The organism is Streptomyces sp. NPDC048521, assembly GCF_043199855.1.
In the GTDB taxonomy this organism is placed as follows: Bacteria; Actinomycetota; Actinomycetes; order Streptomycetales; family Streptomycetaceae; genus Streptomyces.
In genome coordinates this window covers 609859-626761 of the sequence record NZ_JBICWR010000001.1, presented here as the reverse complement: position 1 = coordinate 626761, position 16903 = coordinate 609859, and the positions used below count along the sequence as shown (strand labels likewise).

Below are 16903 nucleotides of genomic sequence, written 5' to 3'. Positions count from 1 at the left end.
GGGCATGCCTGATGCCTTCACCACCCGAACGCTGAACGTCGCCACCGGCTCCCGGGAACGTGTCGTCGATCTCACCGGGGACTGCGAGGACTTCCTGCGGGACGTGGCGGGCGGCCGCGACGGGCTCCTCAACATCTTCGTCCCGCACGCCACCGCCGGGATCGCCGTCATCGAGACGGGCGCCGGCAGCGACGACGACCTCCTCGCCGCCCTGCACACCCTGCTCCCCGCGGACGACCGCTGGCAGCACCGGCACGGCAGCCCCGGCCACGGCCGCGACCACGTGCTGCCGGCCCTCGTCCCCCCGCACGCGACCCTCCCGGTGATCGCCGGCCGCCTGGAGTTGGGCACCTGGCAGTCCGTGTGCCTCGTCGACACCAACAAGGACAACCCCGACCGCCGGGTGCGGCTGAGCTTCCTGGGCTGACCCCGGCAAAGCGGAGGCGCCTCCGCCCCGGACGGCGTCGGGTGCGGCGAGGAACCCTTCAGATCCGCTCGCTCCCGTGGGACTGTTCGACGGTGGCGAATGACCAGGGGCGAACCCCGGCCCCGGTCCCGGCCGGGCCGGGCGACGGGACAAGGCCGAGGCGCTGGGCGCGCAGCACGGTGCCGACACGGTCACGGGTGCCCAGCTTGCGGTAGATGTTCTCGACGTGTTTGTGCACGGTGCGGATCGAGATACCGAGGCGGCGGCCCATGGCGTCGGCGGTGAGCGCGTCCGTGAGCAGCAGCAGAACGGTGATCTCCCGGGGCGTCAACGCGCAGTCGGCCGCCCGCTGGTCCGGCGCGCCGCCCGGGCCGAGCGTCCGCCGCCATTCCTCCAGCAACTGCCGCTGCCGTTCGACCGCGGTCAGCAGCGGCTGCGCGCGCTCGGCCATGACGAGGTGGTCGTCGGTGAAGTCCGTACCGGAGCGGTACACGAGGCACCCGGTGACCGGGGTCGTGCTGTCGGGGAGCGGTACGCCCAGGACGTGATCGACGTCCAGGGCCTCACTGAGCAGGCGCGCCGTCGGGCTGTGCGGCCAGACGCGGCCCACCGCCCGGCCCGCGGTGACCGGGGTCCGGTCGGCCCTGGCCGCGTAATGGCCTGCGAAGGGATAACCCGAGCGGAACAGCCCCAGCTCCACGTCCTTGAGCCGGTCCAGTGCGACGGCGGCAGCGTCGGGCGTCGTACCGATCCTGCCCTGACTCTCGCTCCATTCGTCGAGTTTGTGGATGACCGCCTCGCCACCGCACAGGTCCGCCAGAGCGGCGGCGAACATCGGCCACAGACGCTCGGGTTCCCGTTCGTGCAGCGCGGCCACGGCGACCGCCGTCATGCGCTCGTAGGCCTTGTCCAGCTCCACGTGTCCTCTCCGGTCGATTCCCCTTCCCAGTCTCCCCCGTCCGCGTACGTAGTTGTACGCATACCCCCGCCGCCTCAGGCTGTCGCACACTTCAACCGGGCCACAGCCCGCTCGGACGCGCGTCGGACGGGCCGCCGGCACGGGGGAACGGCGGCCCGTCCGGTGTCGCGTGCCCCGCCGCCGGCCCGCCCGGTCTCCTGCGGCCGTGCCCTCCGCCTCCTCTTCTCTCGGCTTCTCTCAGCGCGACGCCCCCACCGCCATGTGGGTCGGCGACGGGGGCGTCCGGAGTGAGAGGCGCCCAGGGCGCTCGGCGTCAGGGTCGCGGCTGTTCGGCGCGCTCGGCGTTCTTCTTCTTGATCCGCGCGCCTTCCTTGCGGACCTCGGCCTGGGTGGCACGCTCCTTCTCCAGCCACTCGGGCCGCTCCTGCTTGAGCGCCTCGATCTGCTCCGTGGTCAGCGGCTCGGTGACCCCGCCGCGCGCGAGACCGGCGATGGAGACGCCCAGCTTGGCGGCGACCACGGGGCGCGGGTGGGGGCCGTTGTGTCGCAGCTCGCGCAGCCACTGGGGCGGATCGGCCTGCAGCTCGTTCAGCTCGGCGCGCGTGACCACACCCTCCTGGAAGGAGGCGGGGGTGGCGGGGAGGTACACACCCAGCTTCTTCGCCGCGGTGGCGGGCTTCATCGTCTGGGTGCTCTGCTGCGAACTCATGAGGCCAAGGGTATCGGCCGCGTGCGGGCGAGCTGACCACGGCCGGTAACCTGGCCTGGTGACAGGCTCGGAGGAATCACCGTCGTTCCGGCTCGCGTACGTCCCCGGAGTGACGCCCGCCAAATGGGTGAAGGTCTGGAACGATCGCCTGCCCGACATCCCGCTCACCCTCGTCCAGGTACCCGCCGCCGAGGCGCCCGAGCTGCTGCGCGCGGGCGAGGCCGACGCGGGCCTCGTACGGCTGCCCGTCGACCGCACCTTCTTCAGCGCGATCCCCCTGTACACCGAGACCACGGTGGTGATCGTCCCCAAGGACCACCTGATCACGGCGGTGGACGAGGTCACCCTCGCCGACCTCGCCGACGAGGTGCTCTTCCACCCCCTCGACGACGTCCTCGACTGGGACAGCCCGCCCGGCCAGCCGGCCTTCGAGCGGCCCGCGACCACCCCGGACGCGATCGAGCTGGTGGCGGCGAACGTCGGCCTCCTGGTCGTCCCGCAGTCCTTGGCCCGCCTGTACCACCGCCGGGACCTCACCTACCGCCCGGTCGTCGACGCCCCTCGGTCGGGCGTCGCCCTGTCCTGGCCGGAGGAGGCCACCACCGACCTGGTGGAGGACTTCATCGGGATCGTCCGCGGCCGCACGGTCAACAGCACACGCGGCCGTACGCCGGCGAAGACCGAGGCCGAGCAGCAGCGCAAGCGGCCGGAGCAGGCGGGCGCCCGGCAGAAGAAGCAGGCCCCCGCGAAGTCGGCGGGCGGGAAGCCGGTGGGCCGCACCGGGCGTGGCCGCGCGGGCTCCGGGGGCGGCAAGGCGCCGGCGAAGCGCGGGAAGCCGCGCAGGAGGTCGTGAGAGGGGGCAGCCCCCTCGGGCGCCTGTCCCCGTTGAGCGCCTCGCCCTGATCAATACACCTAGGCCCCTCGGCCGCCGAGCCCCCCTTCCCGGCCCGGTCTCTCAGGAGCCGTTCGGGACCTTCGCCTCGGCTCCGCCCTCCCCGGAGCCTCGCCCCACCGTCTCCGGGGCCTTGTCCGGTTCGGGATGCACATGGCGTTCCCGCAGGTCGGCGACTGCCAGTACCAGCGCGACCAGGATGATCCCGACGGCGGTGAGCAACCCCAGCTGAATCGCCGTGGCGGGGCGCCCGTGGTTGGCCAGGTGCGCGAAGTACACCGCGCCCACGACGGCGATCCCGGCCGCCGAGCCGACGCGCTGCCCCGTCTGCAGGACGCCGCCGGCCGCGCCGGCCCGGTGTACGGGGACACGGGTGAGGGTGAGGGTCGTGTTCGGGGAGACCGTCAGACCGGACCCGATGCCCCCGACGAGGAGCGGCAGCGCCGACGCCCAGCCGACGTCCGGCCCGGGCACCAGCTGCACCGCCGCGACCACCCCGAGCAGCCCCAGTGCCACCCCGCACAGGCCGATGACGACGAGCTTGCGGCCGAAACGCACGACCAGCCGGCCTCCGACGGCGGCCCCGACCGCCGAGGCGGCCGCGAAGGGCAGGACGGTGAGACCCGCCGCGAGCGCGCTGTACCCCACGAAGTTCTGCAGGTACAGGGTGTAGACGAAGAAGACCGTGGTGAAGCCCGCGAAGTACATGAAGCTGATCAGAGCGCCGAGCGTGAACGAGCGCAGGGAGAACAGCGCCAGGTCGACCAGCGGAGCGTGCCCGAGCCGGCCCTGCCGCTTCTCCCACGCCCAGAAGGCGCCGAGCAGCAGTGCGGCCACCGGCATCAGCGCCCACTTCTCCCGCCCGGTCCACTGCTGCTCCTGCACCAGGGGCAGCATCAGCGCGAGCACGCCCGAGCCGAGGAGCAGCACCCCGGGCAGATCGAACGTCTCGCGCCCTCCCGGTGATGCCGGGAAGCGGGGCAGCAGCCGGATCCCCGCGGCGAAGGCGGCCACCCCGATCGGCAGGTTGACGAAGAACACCCAGCGCCAGCTGTCGTCCGTGCCGACGGCATCGATCAGCAGGCCGCCCGCCAGGGGGCCCACCGCCGTCGACACCCCGATGACGCTGCCGAGCAGGCCGAAGGCCTTGGCCCGCTCGGCGCCCTGGAACATCTGCTGGATCAGCCCCGAGGTCTGCGGCGCGACCATGCCCGCCGCCGTGCCCTGGATCAGCCGGAACACCACCAGCCAGGAGGCGCTGGGCGCGAGACCGCACGCCGTGGAGGCCACCGTGAACAGGGCGAGCCCGAACAGGAAGGCCCAGCGCCGTCCGTGCATGTCGCCCAGCCGGCCGGCCGGGACCAGGGCGAGCCCGAAGGTGAGGGCGTACCCGGAGACCACCCATGACTGGGCGGCCTCGGAGGCCCCGAGCCCGCGCTCCATCGAGGGCAGCGCCACGTTCACGATCGAGGTGTCGAGCAGCGAGATGAAGCCCGCGGCCAGACAGACCGCGAGCGCCTTCCACCGCCGGTCGTCGGGGGCGGGCCGGACCTGGTCTGTGGTCATGGGGTCACGCTAAGCAGCGGCAGCCCGCCACGCACGGAGAACCACCGCGCGCGTCACCCCGGGAACCCTTACGCCACGTGCGACGCCTTCCGTGCCGTACGCACCACTGCCTCCCCGTCCGCCGGTGCGAGCCGTCCCTCGGCCACCCACGCGTCCACGACCACCCGCACCCGTGCGGTGAGCGCGCCCTTGTCCCGGAACGGCGCGCCCGCCCACACCGCGTCCGGGAACGTGGCCCCATCGGGGCGGGCCGGGTTGGCGACGCCGGAGTCGAGGGCGCCGAACGCCACCCGGGGTTCGGACCGGAGGACGTAGACGTGGGCCGGGTCCTCGGTCCCCTCGAAGAAGGGGGCGAACTCGGTACCGTCCAGCCGGTGGTGCAGCGGGGAGTCGGAGACCGGGGTCAGGGACGGCAGGCGGTCGCCGGACAGTGCGGTGTTGCCGTACAGGCTCAACTCCGGGTAGCGCGTCGAGGAGTTGCGGCCGACCAGGTTGACCGGGCCGTGGAACAGCGTCTGGAGAGCGGGGTCGGCCGGCGCCTTCTCGACGCGCAGCCGGAACGGCATGCTCACCCGGACCGTGTCCCCGGTCGCCAGGTGGGGGAGACCGTGAAAAAGCTGCCCGGCGCGGAAGTCCCCTCCACTGCCCGCTCGTTGACCGTCACCCGGAAGCCGCGGTCGTCCACGCGGGCACGCGCAGCCGCAGTGCGAAGGCGGCACGGCCCGTCCCGCCGATGATGACGTGCTGCGGTGTCGGCGGCGCACGCGTCGATCAGCCGGTGGCGAACAGGCGGGCCGGCGCGAGGTGTTCAGGCCTCCCGGTGCGGTCGTGCAGATCGCCTCCACGATCCCGCCGTACTCGCCGCTGGAGAAGATCTCCCACATGCACTGGAGCGTGGCGGGGGGAGCCGGGACAGTCGTGCGTGCATCCAGTCGCGCCCGGGCCAGTTCCAGGTAGCGCAGGTTCAGCTCGGCGAGCAGGTCCTCCGCCGGAACGCCCAGCCCGAACGCTCCTTCCACAGCCGGGATGCCAAGCCTCAGGCGCGGGCCGCCCGGCCGACGGACTCCACCAGCGGCAGCAGCCGGTACGGGACGCGTTCGCGCAGCGCCACCTCGGTGCGGGTGCGCACCACGCCCGGGAGGCTGATCAGCTTCTGGATCACGTCCTCCAGATGGGCGTTGTCCCGGCCCACCACGCGCGCGAGCAGGTCTCCCCCACCCGTGATCGAGAAGGCCTCCACGATCTCCGGCACTGCCGCCAGCGCGTCGCCCACATCGTCGAGGTGGCCCTGGGTGACCTCGATGTGCACGAACGCCAGCACCGGATGGTCCAGGGCAGCGGGGGAAGAGGGACGGGCCGGTACCGGTGATCACACCCTCCCGTTCCATGCGGTCCAGGCGGGCCTGGAGCGTGCCGCGGGCGACACCGAGGATGCGGGCGTACTCGCGCACGCTGGTGCGCGGCTGCTCCAGAAGCAGCCGCAGGATACGGGTGTCGAGTGCGTCCACGGCCATGAGCTACGACTGTACCAATGGCTCAGCCGCCCTCTGTCGGCGTATTCCCCCCGACCTGGTCCGTTGGCATCGGGGTCGACGCGCGCAAGAGCCCGATACTGGGCCAACGGCTCAGTGATCCGGGCAACACTTGAGCCAGTGACCTCGGTGATGCTCTCATGGACGGGTCGATGGCGCTGCGGACTCCCGCGGCGCCTTTTCTGTGCCGGTGTTTTCTCCAGGGGAGGGCAGCAGTGCTGAAGAGGGTGTTCGTGGCTCCGGACCCGGGGCGGGCGCGCTTGCGCTTCGCCGCGCGGGCCGTCCTCGGCATCGGGCCGGCCGTCGGAATCTGTCTCCTGGCCGGACACTCCCTCGCCGGCGCGGTCACCGGCGGCCTCGCCGCGCTGCTCGCGCTGTTCACCGTGGCCGACCCGACCGTGCGCGGGCAGGCCGTCACCACCGCGCTGCTGCCCGCCGTGGGCGTGCCGGTGCTCGCCGTCGCGGCCGAACTGCACGACCAGCCCGTGGCGCGTGACCTCGCCTTCCTGGCCGTCGTCGGCGTCGGCGTGTACGCGCGCCGCTGGGGCCCGCGCGGACACAGCCTCGGCGTGTTCGCCTTCATGACCTTCTTCGTGGCCCAGTTCCTGCACGCCACCCCGGGTCGGCTGCCCGAGCTGTACGCCGCCGTCCTGCTGTCCGTGCTCTGTGCCGCCGTGGTCCGCTTCGGCCTGTGGTGCTACGAGCGCCGGCTGCCCCCCGTCGCCGTGCCCGCCCCGCCATCCGGGACCGGGCTGGCCCGGGTCACCACCCGGCAGGCGGTCCAGGCGACGGCGGGCGCAGGCTTCGCGCTGATCGTCGGCCAGCTGGTGTCCGGACAGCGCTGGTACTGGGCCGTCGGCGCCACCTGGTGGATCTTCGTCAACACCGCCTCGCGCGGCGAGGCGCTGGTGCGCGGCTTCCGGCGGGTCCTCGGCACGGTGATCGGCATCTGCCTGGGCTTCCTCGTCGCCGTGCCCGTGCACGGCGCGCCCGTCCCGACGGCCGTCCTCGTCGCGGTCGCCGTCTTCGGCATCTTCTACACGGCCGCCGTCTCCTACACCTGGATGATGCTCTGGGTGACCCTGCTCGCCGAGATGCTCTACGGCCTCCTCGGGGTCCTCAGCCCCGGCCTGCTCGCGTTGCGCCTCGCCGAGACCGGCGTCGGCGCGCTCGGCGCCGCCCTCGCCGTGCTGTTCGTGCTGCCGGTCACCACGCACGCCACCACCGACGCCTGGATCCAGCGCGCCCTGCGCTGCGTCCACGCCTGCACGGCCGAGACCGCGGCCCGGCTCGCGGGCTCGGCCACGGCCGACCCGGCGCCGCGCGTCGCCGAGCTGGAGCGGCTGCTCGGCCGCGTCCGGCTCTCGGTGGCGCCGCTGGTGCACCCGCTGAACCCGATGCCGGCCCGCAAGCGGCGCGCCCGCCGGGTCCTCGCGCTGCTCGACGACTGCGCCCGCGAGATCCGTGGCCTGGTGGCGGTCGCCGCCGACCCCGAGGCCTCCCACGACGCCCGCCTGGCCGCCGCCTGCTGGCGCGTGGAGGCGGCCGTCGAGGCCCTGACCGTGGGTGGCGCCCAGCCCCAGCGCCCCGCCGACCTGCCCGCCGAACCCGCCCTGGCCCACCTGCACGGCCTGGAACGCGCCCTGGCCGACCTCGCCGAACCCCTGCGCGCCCCTTCGGGTTCGCGACTGGTCGGGGCCTGAGCAGGAACGCCCGTCGCGGTTGGCGGTGGGTGGGTGTCTGCGGGGGGTGCCGGTTGCGGGTTGGGGCTTGCGGCTTGCGGTTGGCGGGGAGTCGCGGACGGAGGGCCTGACGCGGGTCGTGGGTCGCGGGTCGCGGTTGGTGGACGCCTGCGAGGGTGCCCTTCGCTGTTCCCGGCCGGCCGGGAACTGGCGAGCCCCCGGTCGCGTCTGGTCTTGGGCGGGATCGGGGGAGCGGCGCCTGTCCCGGTTTCGCGGTTGGCGGGGTTCCGAGGGGCAGTCTCTGTCGCGGTTCGGTGTTGGTCGGGGTCCGAGGGCGACGCCCGTCCCGGTTTCGCGGTTGTCGGGTTCCGAGGGGGCGACGCCCGTCGCGTTCGCGGCTGGCGGGGGCCGCGGGGCGGCAGTCCTCGTCGCCGCTCGCGGTTGGCCGGCCTGAGCCGGAGCGAGCGGGCGGCACCGCACGGGAGACGGGGCGCTGTGCAAAGAACCGCCCCGTTACCCCGCCTCTTGGTCTAGACCGCCGTTGATCGACTGCTACCGTCGGCCCCGGACCGGCTGGACTGGCTCGACCGAGAGGGGACAGTGGTGGCACAGGACGGCAGGGCGGACAGGCCCCGGGCGTTCATCGGCTCGTTCACGGCGGCGGGCGGCCCCGGACTGGTGACCGCGCAGGTCGCGCCGGGCGACGGGGCCCTCACCCTCGTCGCGGCCGTGAAGGACCTCCCCGACCCTTCCTACCTGGCCCTGGCGCCGGGCGGCGACACGCTGTACGCGGTCAGCGAGACGGCCGAGGGAGCCGTCGCCGCGTACCGCCTCGGCGGTGACCGGCCGCAACTCGCCGGGCCGCCCGTGCCGGTGGACGGCAGCGGACCCACCCATCTCAGCCTGTACGACGGACACGTGCTGACCGCCAACTACGGCTCCGGCAGCGTCACCGCCGTGCCCGTACGCTCGGACGGCACCCTCGCCGCCAAGCCCTCCGGCCTCCTCCAGCACACCGGCTCCGGCCCGCACGACCGGCGCCAGCGCGGCCCGCACGCCCACCAGGTGCAGCCCGACCCCAGCGGGCGGTGGGCCGTCAGTGTGGACCTCGGCACCGACTCGGTCCGGGTGTGCGCCCTCGAACGGGGCGCCCCCGTCCTGCACCGCGAGTTCGCCCTGCGCCCCGGCTCCGGCCCCCGCCATCTGGCCTTCCACCCGGACGGCGAGCACGCGTACGTGGTCAACGAACTCACCCCGACGGTGACGGTGTGCCGCTGGGGCGCGGCGGACGGCACCCTGAAGCCGCTGACCGAGATCCCCCTGCTGCCGGGCGCCCCGGCCGGCGACGCCTACCCCTCGGGCATCGTGGTCTCCCCCGACGGCCGCTTCGTGTGGACCGCGACCCGCGGCGAGGACGTCCTGTCGGTCCTCGGCGTCGAGGGGGACGGGCTCCGGCTGACCGGCACGGTGCCCTGCGGCGGGCACTGGCCGCGCGCGCTGGCCGAGCACGACGGGTTCCTCTACGCGGCCAACGAGCGTTCCGGGGACGTGAGCTGGTTCGCCGTGGACGAGACGACGGGACTGCCCCGCTACGACGGCTCGGTGCCGGTCACCGCGGCTTCCTGCGTCGTCTTCGGCTGAGCACCCCCGTCGGACGGGCCGCCTCCGGCGAACAGGGCATCCCGTCCGGCAGGGCGCCTTCGGCGGGCGAGGCGAAGGGCCCGCTCCGGATGACCGGATCGGGCCCTGTGTCGTACGGATGCCGTGTCCGGTCAGCGGACCGGGGTGCCCTGCGCCGGCTGCGGGGCGATGCCCAGCGCCGTCGTGTACTTGGCGAGCGCGAGCTTGCCGATCGCCGGGTACGCGCCGAGCGCCTCGGCCGTGGAGCAGTCCGCCTCCTCGGCGGCCGCCGCGAGCAGCGCCGGGTCGATCTCCGGGCCGATCAGGTACGGCGCCAGGGCCAGCTGCTGCGAGCCGGAGGAACGCAACTGCTCGGCGACGGAGGAGATGGAGCCCTCCTGGTCCAGGGCCGCCGCCATCACCGGCACGGCCAGACGCGCGGCGAGCAGCATGCCGGTGATCCCGGCCGCCTGCACGGCCTCCTCGCCGCCCACGGAGGCCAGGATGATGCCGTCAGCGGCGGTGGCCACCGTGAACAGCCGGGCGCGGTCCGCGCGGGCCAGACCCGCCTCGGACAGCCGCACGTGCAGCGCCTCCGCGAGCAGCGGGTGCGGGCCGAGCACGTCGGTCAGCTCGGCGGCCACCCGGCTGTCCATCACGGACTGGCGGATCTGGCGCAGCAGGGCGCTGTCCGGACCGGCCAGCAGCGGCACGACGACGGCGACCGGGCCGTCGGGCTCCTTGACCTCGACACCGGCGGCGACGGCCTGCTCGTAACGGGCGGTGCGCTCCTCGGCGGCGCGCGCCAGCACGGAACTGAGACCGGGGAACTCGGCGTCGTCCCCGTCCAGATACCCGATCCGGGCGTCCAGGCCGGGGAGCTCGGAGCGGGCGATGCTCACGACCTCCTCGGCGAGGCCGCGCGTGGCGGCGCTGGGCGCACCGGGCACCGCGAGGACGAGCGCGGGCGCGCCCTCGGGAGCCACCAGCGGTTCCGGTCGGCGGTGCCGTCCGGGCTGGCGGGGTCGCGGCATTCGTACTGGCAGGCCGGACGCGGGTCCAGTGGGGGAGCTCATGGCGCCGCATGTTACTGGTTTCCCGGTCTTCCCTGTTCGGGGAGGGTGCAGGTGAGCGTTATCCGTCCGGTTTTGTCTGATGCGTTACGTGCGGAAGGCGCATGCTTCGGGCACGTGCCGGGCAGATTGGGCGACAGCGGGATCAATCGCCTTTTGCGGTCACCCCGGCAGCCGTCCGTGGGGCGACGTAGAGCATCGTCGTTTCACTCGGCAGGATGAGCCGGTCGGTCGCGAGGTCGGTGGCGATCCGTACCGAACCGTGCAGCGGATCGCCCTCGGCGGGCACCTGACGCGCGTGCGGCAGCCTGCTCGCCACCTCCTCGCGCAGGGGTACGAGGAGGGCGTCACCCAGCTTGAACAGGCCGCCCGTGAGCGCCACTTCGGGCTCCCCCTCCGCGGGGCACACGGCCGCGGCCGACTCGGCCATGTGCCGGGCCGCCGTGCGCAGGATGCCCGCGGCGACCGGGTCGTGCGCGGCACACGCGGCCACCCGGGGCGCGAAGGAGGCCAGTACGGCGGGCCGGTCGGCGCGGGGGTACACCAGGCCGGGCAGCCCGGACATCGCGCCGAACCGCTCCTCGGCCGAGGCCAGCAGGGGTGCGGAACCACCGTCCCGGCCGTCGTACGCGCGCAGCGCCGCCTCCAGGCCGGCCCGTCCGATCCAGGCACCGCTGCCGCAGTCGCCCAGCAGATGCCCCCAGCCGTCGGCCCGCCGCCAGCCCCGCAGGTCGGTGCCGACCGCGATCAGTCCGGTGCCCGCGGCCAGCACCGCGCCCGGACGCGGCCCGAGGGCACCGACGTAGGCCGTGACGGCGTCGGCGGCGAGCGCCACCTTCCGCACACCCAGCTCCCGGGCGAGGGCGCCGGGCAGTTCGGCGCGCAGGGCGTCGCCCAGGGTGGCGAACCCGGCGGCGCCGACGACGGCCGTGCCCAGCTCGCTCACCCCGGTCTCCGCCGCCAAGGCGCGGGCGATCGGGAGGAGTTGGGCCATCAGGTGGGCAGGGTCGATGCCCCGCGCACCCGTGCGGACGGGTTCCGGGGTCCCCCGCTGGGCCGCGGGCTCCCGCCCCGCAACGCCGACGGCGACCCGTAGGCCGGAACCGCCGGAGTCCACGGCGAGATAACCCCGGGTGGTCACGGCAGACGCCAGTCCACCGGCTGCCCGCCCTGTTCCATCAGCAGATCGTTGGCCCGGCTGAAGGGGCGCGAGCCGAAGAAACCGCGGTCGGCCGACATGGGCGAGGGGTGTGCGGACTCCACCGCCGGGAGCCTGCCCAGCAGTGGACGCAGGTTACGGGCGTCACGCCCCCACAGGATGGACACCAGCGGCTTGCCCCGCGCCGCCAGCGCCCGGATCGCCTGCTCGGTGACCTCCTCCCAGCCCTTGCCGCGGTGCGCGCCCGGGCTGCGCGGCGCGGTGGTCAGCGCCCTGTTGAGCAGCAGCACACCCTGCTCGGTCCAGGGCGTCAGGTCGCCGTTGGAGGGCTGGGGCAGTCCCAGGTCGCTGGTCAGCTCGCGGAAGATGTTGATCAGGCTCGGCGGCAGCGGGCGCACGTCGGGCGCGACCGAGAACGACAGGCCCACCGCGTGCCCCGGGGTGGGATACGGGTCCTGACCGACGATCAGGACCCGGACCTCGTCGAAGGGCTGCTGGAAGGCCCGCAGGACGTTGGGTCCGGCCGGGAGGTAGGTGCGCCCCGCGGCGATCTCCGCGCGCAGGAAGTCGCCCATCCCGGCGATCCGTCCGGCGACGGGTTCCAGGGCCTTCGCCCAGCCCGGTTCGACGATTTCATGCAAGGGTCGTGGTGCCACGGGCGTCACCCTACTGCCGTACACCGGTCGGTGATCAACCGATGGCCGGAGCACGACGGGAGAGTCCCTCACCGCTCGCGCGCCGGCCGTGGCCGGCCGACGGCCGCACGCGGGGGCGCGCGGGCACCCCCGCACCGCTCGGCGCCGTGGTCAGCCCACCACCGCCGCCCGCACGCACAGCACGTCCGGCAGATGCGCGGCCAGCTGCTGCCAGCTGTCGCCGTCGTCGGCCGAGGCGAACACCTCGCCGTTGCGGTTGCCGAAGTACACACCCGCCGGGTCGGCGTCGTCGGTGCACAGGGCGTCCCGCAGGACCGTGCCGTAGTGGTCCTCCTGCGGCAGTCCCTTGGACAGCGGCTCCCACGTCCTGCCCGCGTCCGCGGTGCGGAAGACCCGGCACCGGTGCTCGGCGGGCACCCGGTCCGCGTCGGCGTTGATCGGGAACACGTACGCCGTGTCGCCACGGTGCGGATGGGTGGCCACCGCGAAGCCGAACGTGGACGGCAGTTCCGCGCCGATGTCGGTCCAGTGCCCGCCCGCGTCGTCGCTGCGGTACACCCCCCAGTGGTTCTGCAGATACAGCCGGTCCGGGTCGCCCGCGTCCTTGGCGATCTTGTGGACGCACTGGCCGAACTCCGGGTCCGGGTCCGGCAGGAACACCGCGGAGACACCGGAGTTGGACGGCGTCCAGCTCGTGCCGCCGTCGGTGGTGCGGAACACGCCGGCCGTCGAGACGGCCACGGTCACCGCCCGCGGGTCGCGCGCGTCGGTCACCACCGTGTGCAGGCCCTCGCCACCCCCGCCCGGCACCCATCGCGAGCGCGTCGGGTGCTCCCACAGCGGCCGGACCAGTTCGAAGCTCTCCCCGCGGTCCTCCGAGCGGTACAGCGCGGCCGGTTCCGTGCCCGCGTACACCACGTCGGGCTCGGCGGCGGCCGGGTGCAGCTGCCAGACCCGCTCCAGGGAGGCGCCGGTGTCCTTGGGGAACTTGACGGCGGGCTGGGCCGGTTCGGTCCAGGTGCGGCCCAGGTCGTCGGAGTGGAACACCGACGGGCCCCAGTGCGTGCTGTCGCCGCCCGCCAGGAGTCGCGGCCGGGCGCCCCGGGTGTCGATCGCGACCGAGTAGACCGCCTGCGCGTTGAAATACGGGCTCTCGTCGAACTCCCAGGCGCCGCCGCCCCTCCGTCGCCCGACGAAGAGGCCTTTGCGGGTGCCCACCGCCAGCAGTACCTCGGTCATGCCGATCACCTCCGGGACGCCTTCGTCCAGGTTGCCGTCAGATATCGGCCAGTCTGCACCCCGCCACTGACACTCTGCCCCGGAGTGCGCGTTCGCGCAGGTCACCGCTGTGTCGTCGGCCTGTGGCGAAGATCGGCCGGTTCCGTTCCGGGATGCGCCTGCGCGCAAGGGGTGTCTCGTGCGACCGTCGGGGAGACGGCTCGTCGTGAGCAACGGACCGACCTCCGCCGTATGGGAGGGCGGTCCGGCCGGTCGGTGCGCTCGTGAGGAGGATGCCTTTGAAGGCGTTACGTGGTCCGAAGGTGTGGCTGTGGCGCTGGCGGCGCAACCCGCTCAGACGCCGGGCCGACGTGGTGGAGGCCTGGGTGGTGCTCGGCGCCTGGCTGCTGACCGTTCTGGCCGGGGTGCTGGCGGGCCTCACCGCGGCCCGCACGGTGGAGCACGGACTCGCCCGGGAGCGCGCCGCCTGGCGTCCCGCCGTCGCCCGCGTCGTCGAGCGGGCCCCGGGGTCGTCCCCCGCGAACGGCCACGTCTCCTCCGGTGAACGGGTCTGGGCCAAGGTGCGCTGGACGGTGGCCGACGGTTCCGCCCACACCGGCCGGATCCGGGTGGAGCCCGGCAGCAAGGCGGGCACCCCGGTCACCGTCTGGACCGACCCCCAGGGCCATCTCGTCGGCCGGCCCACCTCCGCCGCCGAGGCCGCCTTCCGCGCCGCTTTCATAGGCGGTCTGGTGGGCGTCAGCGCAGCCGCCGTCCCCTTCGTCGGCGGCCTGGCCCTGCGCGGCCGGCTGGAACGCCGCCGCATGGACGCCTGGGACACGGAATGGGCCCGGCTCGGGCCGCAGTGGGGACGGATGGTCTGACCCCCGGCAACGCCCTCGACCGAGGGACGCCGCCGTCGCACCGCGGACCGGTGCTGCCGGGGTACGGCGACCCGCCGCCACATCGGGTGACCACCCTCGCAGGGGCGAGACAGGTCGCGAGACAGGCGGGCGCACACCGGGCGCACCGGTCGCTGCGACGAGGCCGATGGTGCTGTGTGCCCGTCAGGCCGCTTGCGGCGACCGCCCATTGTCACGATCGGATGACGTTCCTCAGGTCGAGGCAACCACCCCGAACCTTCACCGGTCACACACGCGCAAGACACAGGGGTGAGGTCGACGTGTCCTGAACCGGTGCGGTGTCGACCGGTCACCGGACCCGGCCGACCGCATCCCCGGCCCGATCGTCTCGAGGAACGGAAGAAGTCCGTGAGCACTGCCGGCTCTCCGGAACACGTCCAGCCGGCCCGGCCCGGTGATCCCTCCCGTATCGGCCCGTACCGGATCATCGGCCGTCTCGGCGCCGGTGGCATGGGCACCGTGTACGCCGGTCTGACCGCCGACGGTCTGCGGGTCGCGGTCAAGGTGATCCACGCCGGACAGGCCGGGGACCCGGAGTTCCGGGCCCGGTTCCGGCGTGAGGTACAACTCTCCGCACGGGTGCAGGGCCCCTGCCTCGTACCGCTCCTGGCGGCCGATCCCGAGGCCGCCGCGCCCTGGCTGGCCACCGCCTACGCTCCAGGCCCCACCCTCAACCAGCACCTGGCCGCGCACGGCCCCCTCACCGGCGGGACGCTCTACGCCTTCGCGACCGGCACCGCACAGGCGCTGGCCGCCATCCACGCGGCCGGTGTCGTACACCGCGACGTGAAGCCGCAGAACGTCGTCCTCACCCCGGCCGGTCCGCGCGTCCTGGACTTCGGCATAGCCCGGGCCGCGGACGGCACCAGCGTGACCCGCACCGGTGTGCTGACCGGCACACCGGGCTGGATCAGCCCCGAGTACTACCGCACCGGCACGGCCGGACCCCAGGCAGACGTCTTCGCCTGGGGCGCGCTGATCGCCTACGCGGCCACCGGACGGCTCCCCTTCGGCGGCGGTGCGCCGGACGCCGTCGCCTTCCGCGTCATGTCCGGCGATCCCGACCTGGACGGTGTCCCCGGGGCGCTGCTCGACATCGTGGGGCGGGCCCTCGCCAAGGAACCGACCGAGCGGCCGGCCGCGGCCACCGTGGCGGAGCACTGCTCCCGGCTCCTCGCCGCCCAGACGACCCAGGTCCTCGGCGGCGATGCCGGGCCGGCGCCCACCCGGGTCGGCGAACTGGTCACCGCCGAGTGGCACATGCCCACCCTGGACGATCCCGACTGGCACGCTCCCGCGGTCTCCTCCCGCAAGCGCACCCTGCTCGCCGTCCTCGTCGCCGCAGCCGTTCTCGGCGCCGCCACGGGCGGCGTCCTGGCCTTCCGCACCGGCGGCCACGACAACGAGGCCGGCCACCGTCGTGCCGCGGGCCGTGCCACCGCGGACACGGCCGGCACGTCCGCCGTTCCGCGCGCGGACGGCACCGCGCAGGGCACCTCGCCCGCCGGGACCCCGCGGGGCGACGCGCCGTCGCCGTCCGACCCGCGCCGGATCCCGGTTCCGGTCGACCCCCTGGCAGGAGTGTCCGATCCGGCCTTCACCCGCGCCGGCGACGAGTCCGAGCCGACCTCGGACGAATGGCGGAACAGCACCGGTGCGAGCACTCCGCAGGAGACGGCAGTCGACCGGGCGGTCCGTGCCGACGTGACGTCCATGCTCGCGACCAAGGACATGGACTTCATGACGCCCACCGTCACCTTCAACAAGCGGGCGCAGACGGTGCTCGTCACCGGCGGCCCGGTCTCCCAACTCCCCGACGAGACCCGGGAGGTGTTCGTCCGGGCCGGGAAGATGGCGGCCTGCAAGGCCCTCGCCCACCGGCTGAAGGACGACCCGGCCGCATGGTCCTACGGTCGTTACGCCGTCGCCTGGAAGAACTACGACGGTGACACCGAGGCGAGCATCCTCGGTTTCGGCGAGGCCACCGACGGGTGCCTCACCCGGGTCGCCGGGCAGTGGCAGGGCGGCCAGGAGGGCATCGCGACCGCCGGGTCACCGAGCAGCGACCAGGCCGAGATCCGGGTCGCCGACGCCGCGGACAAGGCCATCACGGCCGAGTGGAACGCGCGGATCGCCCAGGGGAACGGCCTGGCTCCCTTCGGCAACGACGACGCCATCAGCCTCGGCTTCGACCCCGTGGAGAAGGCCGCCTACGTGTGGGCGCGGGACACGGACGGCGTCCTCGTGGGACGAGCCCAGCGGGCGAACTTCCAGGACGCGGTGTCCACGATCCTGTGCCCGAAGCTGACGGCCGAGTACCACCGCAACAGGTCCTGGAACTACACCCGCTGGAGCGTGGCCGTCCTCGAGGGGAACAGCCGCATCCCGGAACTCATCACCTCGGGCGAGTGCCTGACGTGAATCCCGAGTGCGCGCAGGCCTGTCACGGGCTCCTACGTCCCCGCCGGCACCTCCCGGCACGCTCTGAGCAACGCCTCGTCCGCGGGGAGGTCCTGGGTGCCGCCGT

General features: G+C 73.9%; 13 protein-coding genes and 2 pseudogenes. 6 read left to right on the top strand and 9 right to left on the bottom strand.

From position 1 onward, the window contains the following. The first annotated feature begins 4 nt into the window (after positions 1 to 4). Positions 5 to 427 carry a secondary thiamine-phosphate synthase enzyme YjbQ gene (locus ACGFRF_RS03140; protein WP_393736631.1) on the top strand — a complete coding sequence of 141 codons (423 nt, stop codon included), beginning with the start codon at positions 5 to 7 and terminating at the stop codon, positions 425 to 427. A 58-nt stretch (positions 428 to 485) separates the two neighbouring features. Here ACGFRF_RS03140 and ACGFRF_RS03135 read toward each other — a convergent pair whose 3' ends face one another. Both ACGFRF_RS03135 and ACGFRF_RS03130 read right to left on the bottom strand, forming a co-directional pair. Further along, entirely contained in the window at positions 486 to 1346 is an 861-nt protein-coding gene (locus ACGFRF_RS03135; protein ID WP_393736629.1) for a response regulator transcription factor, read from the bottom strand. Positions 1347 to 1659: 313 nt separating this feature from the next. Then, the gene (locus tag ACGFRF_RS03130; RefSeq protein WP_393736627.1) at positions 1660 to 2055 is read right to left on the bottom strand and encodes a DUF5997 family protein; all 396 of its coding nucleotides are present in this window, start codon (positions 2053 to 2055) and stop codon (positions 1660 to 1662) included. Positions 2056 to 2113: 58 nt separating this feature from the next. Here ACGFRF_RS03130 and ACGFRF_RS03125 point away from each other — a divergent pair, with 58 nt between their 5' ends. After that, positions 2114 to 2908, top strand: a complete 795-nt coding sequence (locus ACGFRF_RS03125) for a LysR family substrate-binding domain-containing protein (RefSeq protein WP_393736625.1) — start codon at positions 2114 to 2116, stop codon at positions 2906 to 2908. A 102-nt stretch (positions 2909 to 3010) separates the two neighbouring features. On the opposite strand, the gene ACGFRF_RS03120 is transcribed toward ACGFRF_RS03125, so the two are convergent. From ACGFRF_RS03120 to ACGFRF_RS03110, 3 genes and pseudogenes are all read right to left on the bottom strand, one after another. Next, complete coding sequence (locus ACGFRF_RS03120; RefSeq protein ID WP_393736623.1) at positions 3011 to 4513, bottom strand: MFS transporter; 1503 nt, start codon at positions 4511 to 4513, stop codon at positions 3011 to 3013. 68 nt (positions 4514 to 4581) lie between these two features. After that, positions 4582 to 5242, bottom strand: a pseudogene (locus ACGFRF_RS03115) (glycosylase); the annotation flags it as partial. Positions 5243 to 5549: 307 nt separating this feature from the next. Then, positions 5550 to 6027 (bottom strand): annotated as a pseudogene (locus tag ACGFRF_RS03110) (Lrp/AsnC family transcriptional regulator). 233 nt (positions 6028 to 6260) lie between these two features. Here ACGFRF_RS03110 and ACGFRF_RS03105 point away from each other — a divergent pair. Continuing rightward, positions 6261 to 7748: an FUSC family protein gene (locus ACGFRF_RS03105; RefSeq protein ID WP_393736621.1), complete on the top strand. Its 1488-nt coding sequence runs from the start codon at positions 6261 to 6263 to the stop codon at positions 7746 to 7748. 582 nt (positions 7749 to 8330) lie between these two features. After that, positions 8331 to 9368 (top strand): lactonase family protein, encoded by a 1038-nt coding sequence (locus tag ACGFRF_RS03100; protein WP_393736619.1) that lies wholly within the window; start codon positions 8331 to 8333, stop codon positions 9366 to 9368. 131 nt (positions 9369 to 9499) lie between these two features. Here ACGFRF_RS03100 and ACGFRF_RS03095 read toward each other — a convergent pair whose 3' ends face one another. From ACGFRF_RS03095 to ACGFRF_RS03080, 4 genes are all read right to left on the bottom strand, one after another. Beyond that, positions 9500 to 10423 (bottom strand): sirohydrochlorin chelatase, encoded by a 924-nt coding sequence (locus ACGFRF_RS03095; protein WP_393736617.1) that lies wholly within the window; start codon positions 10421 to 10423, stop codon positions 9500 to 9502. A 142-nt stretch (positions 10424 to 10565) separates the two neighbouring features. Next, positions 10566 to 11561, bottom strand: a complete 996-nt coding sequence (locus tag ACGFRF_RS03090; protein WP_393736616.1) for an N-acetylglucosamine kinase — start codon at positions 11559 to 11561, stop codon at positions 10566 to 10568. Beyond that, positions 11558 to 12235 (bottom strand): uracil-DNA glycosylase, encoded by a 678-nt coding sequence (locus tag ACGFRF_RS03085; RefSeq protein ID WP_393736614.1) that lies wholly within the window; start codon positions 12233 to 12235, stop codon positions 11558 to 11560. Before ACGFRF_RS03085 ends, ACGFRF_RS03090 begins: the two co-directional genes overlap by 4 nt. A gap of 150 nt (positions 12236 to 12385) precedes the next feature. Then, on the bottom strand, positions 12386 to 13474 hold the full coding sequence (locus ACGFRF_RS03080) for a WD40/YVTN/BNR-like repeat-containing protein (protein WP_393736612.1): 1089 nt from the start codon (positions 13472 to 13474) through the stop codon (positions 12386 to 12388). A 272-nt stretch (positions 13475 to 13746) separates the two neighbouring features. Between ACGFRF_RS03080 and ACGFRF_RS03075 the strand changes: the two genes are divergently transcribed. Next, a complete protein-coding gene (locus ACGFRF_RS03075; RefSeq protein WP_393736610.1) occupies positions 13747 to 14337 on the top strand; it encodes a hypothetical protein in 591 nt (196 codons plus the stop codon). A 387-nt stretch (positions 14338 to 14724) separates the two neighbouring features. Then, on the top strand, positions 14725 to 16797 hold the full coding sequence (locus tag ACGFRF_RS03070) for a protein kinase (protein WP_393736608.1): 2073 nt from the start codon (positions 14725 to 14727) through the stop codon (positions 16795 to 16797). Positions 16798 to 16903: the final 106 nt, after the last annotated feature.

What these genes read in the sequence shown, in the direction of transcription:
- ACGFRF_RS03140 (WP_393736631.1), top strand. Translation starts at nt 5, where the DNA reads ATGCCTGATGCCTTCACCACCCGAACGCTGAACGTCGCCACCGGCTCC.
- ACGFRF_RS03130 (WP_393736627.1), bottom strand. Translation starts at nt 2,055, where the DNA reads ATGAGTTCGCAGCAGAGCACCCAGACGATGAAGCCCGCCACCGCGGCG.
- ACGFRF_RS03120 (WP_393736623.1), bottom strand. Translation starts at nt 4,513, where the DNA reads ATGACCACAGACCAGGTCCGGCCCGCCCCCGACGACCGGCGGTGGAAG.
- ACGFRF_RS03095 (WP_393736617.1), bottom strand. Translation starts at nt 10,423, where the DNA reads ATGAGCTCCCCCACTGGACCCGCGTCCGGCCTGCCAGTACGAATGCCG.
- ACGFRF_RS03080 (WP_393736612.1), bottom strand. Translation starts at nt 13,474, where the DNA reads ATGACCGAGGTACTGCTGGCGGTGGGCACCCGCAAAGGCCTCTTCGTC.
- ACGFRF_RS03075 (WP_393736610.1), top strand. Translation starts at nt 13,747, where the DNA reads ATGCCTTTGAAGGCGTTACGTGGTCCGAAGGTGTGGCTGTGGCGCTGG.